The organism is Isoptericola sp. NPDC056573 (assembly GCF_042793335.1).
Classification (GTDB): domain Bacteria; phylum Actinomycetota; class Actinomycetes; order Actinomycetales; family Cellulomonadaceae; genus Isoptericola.
Map to the genome: position 1 here is coordinate 161111 of NZ_JBHTUY010000011.1, position 9304 is coordinate 170414.

General features: G+C 73.8%; 7 protein-coding genes. 3 read left to right on the forward strand and 4 right to left on the reverse strand.

The genetic code is table 11. The features are described from left to right. Positions 1-38: 38 nt before the first annotated feature. Entirely contained in the window at positions 39-1922 is a 1884-nt protein-coding gene (locus ACFQ8E_RS18390; protein ID WP_430552007.1) for an ABC transporter ATP-binding protein, read from the forward strand. A gap of 101 nt (positions 1923-2023) precedes the next feature. Here the strand turns inward: ACFQ8E_RS18390 and rpsA are convergent, their stop codons facing one another. Beyond that, complete coding sequence (rpsA, locus tag ACFQ8E_RS18395) at positions 2024-3517, reverse strand: 30S ribosomal protein S1 (RefSeq protein WP_430552008.1); 1494 nt, start codon at positions 3515-3517, stop codon at positions 2024-2026. A gap of 207 nt (positions 3518-3724) precedes the next feature. Between rpsA and ACFQ8E_RS18400 the strand changes: the two genes are divergently transcribed. Next, positions 3725-4546, forward strand: coding sequence for a class I SAM-dependent methyltransferase (locus ACFQ8E_RS18400; RefSeq protein WP_430552009.1), 822 nt, complete (start codon positions 3725-3727; stop codon positions 4544-4546). Positions 4547-4565: 19 nt separating this feature from the next. On the opposite strand, the gene ACFQ8E_RS18405 is transcribed toward ACFQ8E_RS18400, so the two are convergent. After that, positions 4566-4916, reverse strand: a complete 351-nt coding sequence (locus ACFQ8E_RS18405) for an SH3 domain-containing protein (RefSeq protein WP_430552010.1) — start codon at positions 4914-4916, stop codon at positions 4566-4568. 61 nt (positions 4917-4977) lie between these two features. Beyond that, a complete protein-coding gene (polA, locus tag ACFQ8E_RS18410; RefSeq protein ID WP_430552011.1) occupies positions 4978-7719 on the reverse strand; it encodes a DNA polymerase I in 2742 nt (913 codons plus the stop codon). Between polA and ACFQ8E_RS18415 the strand changes: the two genes are divergently transcribed. After that, a complete protein-coding gene (locus ACFQ8E_RS18415; RefSeq protein ID WP_430552012.1) occupies positions 7718-8152 on the forward strand; it encodes a hotdog fold thioesterase in 435 nt (144 codons plus the stop codon). The genes polA and ACFQ8E_RS18415 overlap by 2 nt on opposite strands. Positions 8153-8225: 73 nt before the next feature. Here ACFQ8E_RS18415 and ACFQ8E_RS18420 read toward each other — a convergent pair whose 3' ends face one another. Then, positions 8226-8993, reverse strand: a complete 768-nt coding sequence (locus tag ACFQ8E_RS18420; protein ID WP_430552013.1) for a GNAT family N-acetyltransferase — start codon at positions 8991-8993, stop codon at positions 8226-8228. Between the last annotated feature and the right edge of the window lie 311 nt (positions 8994-9304).

Sequence of the window (9304 nt, forward strand, 5' to 3'; positions counted from 1 at the left end):
GCCCAGCGGCACCGGGCCGGGGCGGGCCGGGAGGTGCCATGGCGGGCGGACCGATGATGCGGTCGTACCTGAACGACGCGACCGTGAAGGACCGTCGGCTCGCGGGCTCGACGCTCCGCCGCATCCTCGGCTTCGCCCGCCCGTACCGGGCACAGCTCGCGGCGTTCGTCGGGCTGCTGGTGCTCAGCGCGGCCGCCGGCGCCGTCACGCCGCTGCTGTTCCGCCGCCTCATCGACGACGGCATCGGGACCGGCGACCGCGGGCTCGTGCTGGCGATGGCCGCCGCCGCGGCGGGGATCGCGCTCGTCACGGCCGCCCTGGCGGTGGCGGAGCGCTGGCTGTCGTCGCGGGTGGGCGAGGGACTGATCCTCGACCTGCGGTCCGCCGTCTTCGACCACGTCCAGACGATGCCCCTCGCCTTCTTCGCCCGGGCGCGGACCGGCGCTCTCGTGCAGCGGCTCAACGGTGACGTGCTCGGCGCGCAGCAGGCGTTCACGTCCACGCTCCAGACCGTCGTCTCCAACGGGCTGACGATCGCGTTCACCCTCGCCGCGATGCTCGCGATGTCGTGGCAGCTCACCCTGGTGTCCCTGGTGCTCGTCCCGGCGTTCGTGCTGCCCGCCCGCTGGTTCGGGCGCCGACTCGCCGGGCTGGCGCGCACCGGGTACGACCTCAACGCGGACGCCGGGCAGATGATGAACGAACGCTTCAACGTCGCGGGCGCCCACCTGGTCAAGGTGTTCGGCGACCCGGAGGCGGAGAGCGCGCGGTACGCGGCCCAGGTGCGCCGGCTGCGGGACCTCGGCGTCCGCACCGCGCTGCTCGGCACCTGGTTCCGCGTCGGGCTGACGACGCTCGCGTCCCTGGCGATCGCCGCCGTCTACGGTCTGGGCGGGCTGCAGTCGATCGCCGGCGAGCTCACCGTCGGCACCGTCGTCGCGCTGACCGCCTACCTCGGTCGCCTCTACGGGCCGCTCACCGCGATGTCGAACGTCCAGGTCGACGTCATGACCGCCCTGGTCAGCTTCGAGCGCGTGCTCGAGGTGCTCGACCTCGAGCCTGCACTCGCCGAGAAGCCCGGCGCAGCCGACCTGAGGGCGGCCGTGGCCGCCCGGGGCGCCTCCGTCGAGCTGGACCACGTGACCTTCCGGTACCCGAGGGCCGACGAGGTCTCTCTCGCCTCCCTCGAGTCGGTCGCGACGCTGCGCTCCGACCCCACCGAGGACACGCTGCGCGACGTGTCGTTCTCCGTGCCCGCCGGCGCGATGGTCGCGCTGGTCGGGCCCTCCGGGGCCGGCAAGACGACCGTCTCCCAGCTCGTCTCGCGCCTGTACGACCCCACCTCCGGTGCCGTGCGCATCGCCGGCGCGGACCTCCGGGACGTCACCGCCGCGTCGCTGCGGGGCACGGTCGGCGTGGTCGCCCAGGAGGCTCACCTCTTCCACGACACCGTGGCGGCGAACCTCCGCTTCGCCCGGCCCGACGCGACCGACGAGGACCTCGAGCGGGCGTTGCGCCAGGCGCGCATCTGGGACCTGGTCGGCCGGCTGCCCGAGGGCGTCGACACCGTGGTCGGCGACCGCGGCTACCGCCTGTCCGGCGGCGAACGGCAGCGGCTCGCGATCGCGCGGCTGCTGCTCAAGGCGCCGGACGTCGTCGTGCTCGACGAGGCGACCGCCCACCTGGACTCGGAGTCCGAGGCCGCCGTGCAGGCGGCGCTCGACCAGGCGCTGGCGGGCCGCACGTCCCTCGTCATCGCGCACCGGCTGTCGACCGTCCGGGCGGCGGACGCGATCGTCGTCCTCGCCGAGGGCCGCGTGGTGGAGACCGGCACGCACGCCGAGCTGCTCGCCGCGGGCGGCCTGTACGCCGAGCTCCACGCGACGCAGTTCGCGGGCGCTGCGGCGAGCACGAACGAGTAACGACCGGCCGGGCGCACGACGGCGGCCCGCCACCCCGAGGGGTGACGGGCCGCCGTGGGCTACCGGTGGGTCGCGGACGACCCGACGGTGTCAGTCGCCGATCAGTTGCCGGTGAGCTTCTCGCGGAGCGCGGCGAGCGCCTCGTCCGAGGCGAGCGTGCCCGCGGCCTCCTGCGCCGGCGGGGCCGACGAGTAGGAGGAGGACGAGGACGACGACGAGCTGCTGGAGCTGCTGCCGGGGACCGCGTCGTTCACAGCCGCGTCGGCGTCCGCCGCGATGGCCGCACGGACCTGCTCGCGGTGCGACTCCCAGCGGGCGTGCGCCTTGGCGTACTCCGCCTCCCAGGCCTCGCGCTGCGTCTCGAAGCCCTCGAGCCACTCGTTGGTCTCCGGGTCGAAGCCCTCGGGGTACTTGTACTCGCCGTTCTCGTCGTACTCGGCAGCCATGCCGTAGAGCGCGGGGTCGAAGTCCTCGGACTCCGGGTCCATGCCCTCGTTGGCCTGCTTGAGCGACAGCGAGATGCGGCGACGCTCGAGGTCGATGTCGATGACCTTGACGAACACCTCGGCCCCGACGCTGACGACCTGCTCGGGCAGCTCGACGTGGCGGACGGCCAGCTCGGAGATGTGCACCAGGCCCTCGATGCCGTCCTCGACGCGGACGAACGCACCGAACGGCACGAGCTTCGTGACCTTGCCGGGCACGACCTGGCCGATGGCGTGCGTGCGGGCGAAGGTCTGCCACGGGTCCTCCTGCGTCGCCTTCAGCGACAGGGAGACGCGCTCGCGGTCGTGGTCGACGTCGAGCACCTCGACGGTGACCTCCTGGCCCACCTCGACGACCTCGGACGGGTGGTCGATGTGCTTCCAGGACAGCTCCGAGACGTGCACCAGACCGTCGACGCCGCCGAGGTCCACGAACGCACCGAAGTTGACGATCGAGGAGACGACACCGGGGCGCACCTGGCCCTTCTGCAGCGTCTGCAGGAAGGTGGAGCGGACCTCGGACTGCGTCTGCTCGAGCCAGGCACGGCGCGACAGGACCACGTTGTTGCGGTTCTTGTCGAGCTCGATGATCTTGGCCTCGATCTCCTTGCCGACGTACGGCGCGAGGTCGCGGACGCGACGCATCTCCACGAGGGAGGCGGGGAGGAAGCCACGAAGACCGATGTCGAGGATGAGGCCACCCTTGACGACCTCGATGACGGTGCCGGTGACGACGCCGTCCTCCTCCTTGATCTTCTCGATCGTGCCCCAGGCGCGCTCGTACTGAGCGCGCTTCTTCGACAGGATCAGGCGACCCTCCTTGTCCTCCTTCTGGAGGACGAGAGCCTCGACGGCGTCGCCCACGGCGACGACCTCGCCCGGGTCCACGTCGTGCTTGATGGAGAGCTCCCGGGACGGGATCACACCCTCCGTCTTGTAACCGATGTCGAGGAGGACCTCGTCGCGGTCGACCTTGACGATCGTGCCTTCCACGATGTCACCATCGTTGAAGTACTTGATGGTGGCGTCGACGGCGGCAAGGAAGTCCTCCTCGGTGCCGATGTCGTTGACGGCAACCTGCGGGGCGGACTTCGTGGTGGAGATGGTCATTGAGTAGATGCTCCGATGCGGACAGGACGTAGTGCGGACAGGGTCTGTGGCGAGGGCACCGGGTTGTCGACGTGACGATCGATCCGCCGCAACGTCGTGACGACGGCGATTCGAGCTCAAGGACGGCCCCGGGCGCACTGCACCGCGGACAATCTTATCGATGGCCAGGCGAGGGGTCAACGCGGGGCCCCGTGCCACGATGGCCGGGTGAGCGACCATCCTCCCGCGCCCCGTCCCGTCACGCACGCGGGGTACGACGACGTCCCCGACGACGCCGGCAACGCGGCCGCGCGCGGCTGGTGGGACGAGAACGCCGACGACTACCTCGCCGACCACGGGTCGTTCCTCGGCGACGCGGGCTTCCGCTGGGGCCCGGAGGGCCTCACCGAGGCGGAGGCCGGCCTGCTCGGCGACGTCGCCGGGGCACGTGTCGTCGAGATCGGCGCCGGTGCGGCGCACTGCTCGCGCTGGCTGGTCGGCCGCGGCGCCCGGGTGGTGGCCACCGACGTCTCCGCACGGATGCTCTCCGGCGCGGCACGGCTCAACGCGGCGACGGGCACACCGGTGCCGCTGGTGCAGGCCGACGCCCGGTCGCTCCCGTTCGCCCCCGCCAGCGTCGACATCGTGTTCACCTCGTACGGGGCGATCCCCTTCGTGGCGGACGCGGCGCGGGTGCACGCCGAGGCCGCCCGCGTGCTGCGGCCCGGCGGCCGGTGGGTGTTCTCCGTGACGCACCCCGTCCGCTGGGCGTTCCCCGACGACCCCACCGCCCGGGGACTCACCGTGCACCGCTCCTACTTCGACCGGCGTCCCTACGTCGAGACCGACGACCTCGGCGACGTGCGCTACGCCGAGTACCACCGCACCGTCGGCGACCACGTGCGCGACGTCGCCGCCGCCGGCCTGCGCCTGCGCGACGTCGTCGAACCCGAGTGGCCGGACTGGAACGACGCCACCTGGGGCGGCTGGAGCCCGGAGCGCGGCGCCGTGCTGCCCGGCACCGCGATCTTCGTCACGACCAAGGACTGACCCGAAGGGCCCGACCGGCTCAGGCGGGCCCGAGCGCCCGGTGCGGCACCCAGCCGGCGCGGCCGTCCCGCGCGACGCACCAGCTCCACCCGGACTCGGCGTCGTCGGCGGTGACCTCGACCCGCTCGCCCGCGGTCACCGCCAGCTCCTGCGTGTCGTAGGCCGTGCGGACCACCGCGACAGGACGGGCGCCGTCCAGGTGCCGCGCGGGCACCCACCCGCTGCCCCCGTCGTCGGTCGTGACGAACACGAACGCGGGCCAGGTGTCGTCGCGGTCCCCGACCCGCACCACGGTGCCCGGCGCGACGCGCAGCGCCGCGCGCGTCGGGATCTCGTGGTCGGCGACCGCGCGGGCCGGACCGAGGTCCATCGTGCTCCCCTCCCCGTCGTGGCCGGCGTCCTGTCGCGTGCGCCGGCCGGGCCGTCAGCCGTCAGTGCCCGGCGTCGTGCCAGGTCGCCCCAGCGCCGACGGAGACGTCCAGCGGCACGTCCAGCTCCACCGCGGAGCCCATCTGCGACCGCAGCACGTCCTCCGCCGCCTCGCGCTCCCCCGGCGCCACCTCGACCACGAGCTCGTCGTGCACCTGGAGCAGCAGCCGCGACGCGAGCCCGCGCTCGTCGAGCTCGCGCTGCACGCCGAGCATCGCGACCTTGATGATGTCGGCCGCGCTGCCCTGGATGGGCGCGTTGAGCGCCATGCGCTCCGCCATCTGCCGCCGCTGGCGGTTGTCGCTCGTGAGGTCCGGCAGGTAGCGGCGACGTCCCAGGATCGTCGCGGTGTACCCCGTGGCCCGCGCCTCCTCGACCACCCCGGTGAGGTAGTCGCGCACCCCGCCGAAGCGGGTGAAGTAGTCGTCCATCAGCGACTGCGCCTCGCCGGTCGGGATGGTGAGCTGCTGCGACAGCCCGAAGGCGCTCAGCCCGTACGCGAGCCCGTAGCTCATCGCCTTGATCTTCGAGCGCATCTCGGGCGTGACGTCCGCGGGAGCCACCTCGAACACGCGGGAGCCCACGTAGCGGTGCAGGTCCTCGCCGGACCGGAAGGCCTCGATCAGCCCCTCGTCGCCGGACAGGTGCGCCATGATCCGCATCTCGATCTGGCTGTAGTCCGCCGTGAGCAGCGTCTCGTAGCCCTCACCGACCCGGAAGGCGCGGCGGATGCGCCGCCCCTCCTCCGTGCGGATCGGGATGTTCTGCAGGTTCGGGTCCGTGGAGCTCAGGCGGCCCGTCGCCGCGATCGTCTGCTGGAACGTGGTGTGGATCCGCCCGTCGGGCGCCACGGACTTGAGCAGCCCCTCGACCGTCGAGCGCAGCCGGGTCGCGTCGCGGTGCGCCAGCAGGTGCTCGAGGAAGGGGTGCTCGGTCTTGACGTAGAGGTCCTGCAGGGAGGCCGCGTCGGTGGTGTAGCCCGTCTTGATCTTCTTGGTCTTGGGCATGCCGAGCTGGTCGAACAGCACCTCCTGCAGCTGCTTCGGGCTGCCGAGGTTCACCTGCCGGCCGATCACGTCGTACGCGTCGGCGGCCGCGTCGGCCACCATCGAGGCGAACTGCTTCTCGAGCTCCGTGAGGTACTCGACGTCCGCCGCGATGCCCGTGGCCTCCATCCGGCCCAGCACCTGCGTGAGCGGCAGCTCCAGGTCCGTGAGCAGCCCCGCGGCTCCCCGGTCCGCGAGCTGCCCGGCCAGGGCCTGCGCCAGGTCGACCACGGCCGCCGCGCGCACGGCCGCCTGCCGCGCCCGTGGGTCATCGTCACCGCCGTCGAGAGCGAGGTCCAGGGCGCCCTGTCCGGCGGCGTCGGGCGCCTCCCCCGCGGACAGCTCGCGCCCGAGCAGGCGCACCGTGAGGTCGGCGAGGTCGTAGCCACGCTGGTCGGGGTAGCAGAGGTATGCCGCGAGCTCGGTGTCGAAGGACACGCCGCGCAGGTCCAGACCGCGCCCGGCGAGCTCGTGCCAGGCGGCCTTGGCGCCGTGCACGGCCTTCGGCGCCGCGGGGTCGGCGAGCCAGGTCGCGAGCGCGCTCTCGTCCTCCGGCGTCACGTCCGCCAGGTCGACGACGGCGGCGGCGGTCTCGCCGTCGTGGTCGTCGGCGAGCGCGACGTCCCACGCGTCGCCGGCACCCGGCGTCGGCGTCCCCGTGACCTCGAGCCCCAGGGCGCGACCGGAGCGCGCCGCCAGCCAGGCACCCAGCCCGCCCGGCTCGAGCGCCGCGAGCGCGACCTGCACGCCCGCCACCTCGACCGCCTCGACCGGCTCCGCGGACGGGTCCGCCGCGAGCAGGCGGTCGCGCAGCGCGCCGAACTGCAGGGTGTCGGACACCCGGTGCACGGCCTCCCGGTCGAACCCGTCGAGCCCCAGCTGGTCCACCGACAGGGGCAGCTCGACGTCGTCCAGCAGCCGGTTGAGCTCACGGTTGAGGCGCACCTGCTCGACCGCCTCCCGCAGGTTGCCCGCCGCCTTGCCCTTGAGCTCGTCGACGTGCTCCAGCAGCGGCTCGAGGCCGCCGTACGTGGTGACCCACTTGGCCGCCGTCTTGGGGCCGACGCCGGGCACGCCGGGCAGGTTGTCGCTCGACTCCCCCACGAGGGCCGCCAGGTCGGGGTACTGCTGCGGGGGCACGCCGTACTTCTCGGCGACGGCCTCCGGCGTCATGCGCGCGAGCTCCGACACGCCGCGCTTCGGGTACAGCACGGTGACGTCCTCGGTGACGAGCTGCAGCGAGTCCCGGTCACCGGAGCAGACCAGGACGTCGAAGCCCGCCTCGCGCCCCTCGCGGGCGAGCGTGGCCAGGATGTCGTCGGCCTCGATGCCCTCGCGCTGCAGCGCGGGGATGCGCAGCGCCTCGAGGACCTCCTTGATGAGCGGCACCTGCCCGCGGAACACCTCGGGGGTCGCGTCACGGTTGCCCTTGTACTCGGGGAACCGCTCGGTGCGGAACGTCACCCGCCCGGCGTCGAACGCGACGGCCGCGTGCGTCGGCTGCTCGTCGCGCAGCAGGTTCGTCAGCATCGAGGTAAACCCGTAGACGGCGTTCGTCACCTGGCCGCTGGAGGTCACCAGCGTGTCCGGCAGCGCGAAGAACGCTCGGTACGCCATGGAGTGGCCGTCGATCAGCAGGAGGCGTGGGCGGGTCCCGGTTCGCGCGGAGGTCGTCACGGGTGCCAACCTATCGCCCATGTCTGACACCACCGCCGACGCGCCCCGGTTCCCCCGCACCCTCGAGGAGTGGACCGCCGCCGCGCAGGGCACGCTCATCGAGCGACTCGGGATCCGGCTCACGGAGGTGGGGGCCGAACGCACGGGCGGCACCATGCCGGTGGCCGGCAACACCCAGCCGGCAGGGCTGCTGCACGGCGGCGCGACGGCGTCGCTCGCGGAGACCCTCGCCTCCGTCGCCGCGCAGCAGCACGCGGGGCCGGGGCGTGCCGCGGTGGGCCTGGAGCTCAACGCGACGCACCACCGCGGCGCGCGGTCCGGAAGCGTGCACGGGGTCGCCACCGCCCTGCACCTGGGGCGGTCGACCGCCGCCTACGAGATCGTCGTCACCGACGACGACGGCCGCCGGGTGTGCACCGCGCGACTCACCTGCATGATCCTCGACGCCCGCTGAGGTCCCGGCCGGGGTGCCGGGGGACGCGGCGCGGGCCGCGGGACCACGGAGGGCTCCGCTCGAGGCGGACGGCTCAGGACGGGACGGACTCGCTCGCCGGGTCGCGACGGGTCGCGACCCCGAGCGAGGTCACGCCGTCCGGGCCCTCCGGGCCCTCGCCGCGGTCGGCCGCCCGGTCGGCGGCCTCGCGCAGCGCGGCGTCGCGCTCGGCCTGGAAGGCCCGCAGGTCGACCGGGCCCGTGGGCAGGCCCGCGGCCCGGGCGCGGCGACGGCGGGCGACGAGGTCCTCGATCGCCGCGCGGGTCGCCTCCCGGCGCCCCGCGCGGGCCGCCGTCCGCGTCCCGCGGGGGTTCTCCTGGACCAGGCGGCGCTGCAGCGTCGCCGTGGCGACGACGCGGTGCCCCGACGTGGGGGCGAAGCCCAACCGGGCGAGGAAGCGGTGCATGCCGCGGGCACCCGGGGCCGGCGCGCAGTAGACGTTCTCGGCGCCGCGCTCCCCCGCCACGGCGGCGGCGGCCGCGAGGAGCGCGTGGCCGACACCGCGGCGCCGGGCCGACGGGCTGACGAAGACGGCGTCGACGTACAGGCTCGTGGTCGTCGCGAACAGCAACGGGTCGATGACGCGCAGCACGGCGAACCCGCAGATCTCGCCCTCGTGGCTCGCGACGAGGACCTGCCCGCCCGCGCCCAGCAGCACGCTCAGGTGCTCCAGGAGGCGGGAGGCGTCCGAGGGGGTTCCCTGCGCGGCCGACGGCGACTCCTCGACGGCACGCTCCGCCAGGCGCGCGACATCGACCATGTCGTCCTGCTCGACCGGCCGGACCTCGACCGCTGCACGCATCGGCACCTCCTCGACGAATGACCGTCCCCGCGCGGTGCGGTGGGAGCCTTCCCACCCGTCTCCGGGGGCCCGCCCCGGCAGCCCCGGGGTCACGGTCGTTGAAGCATGAATATCACAGATTGGTCACGACACCCAGGCGACGATAGCGACCCTGTCGCCCTCGCACAATGGGCAGTGGCCCGGTCGCAGGACTCCTCCTGCGACCCGGGCCCCCGGGGGGGGGTGAAGCTCCGCCGGCCCGCACGCTGTCGGGCGCCCCGGCCACCCGCCACCGGGGGCGGGGGGGCCAACACGGCGTGAGGGAACAGCCG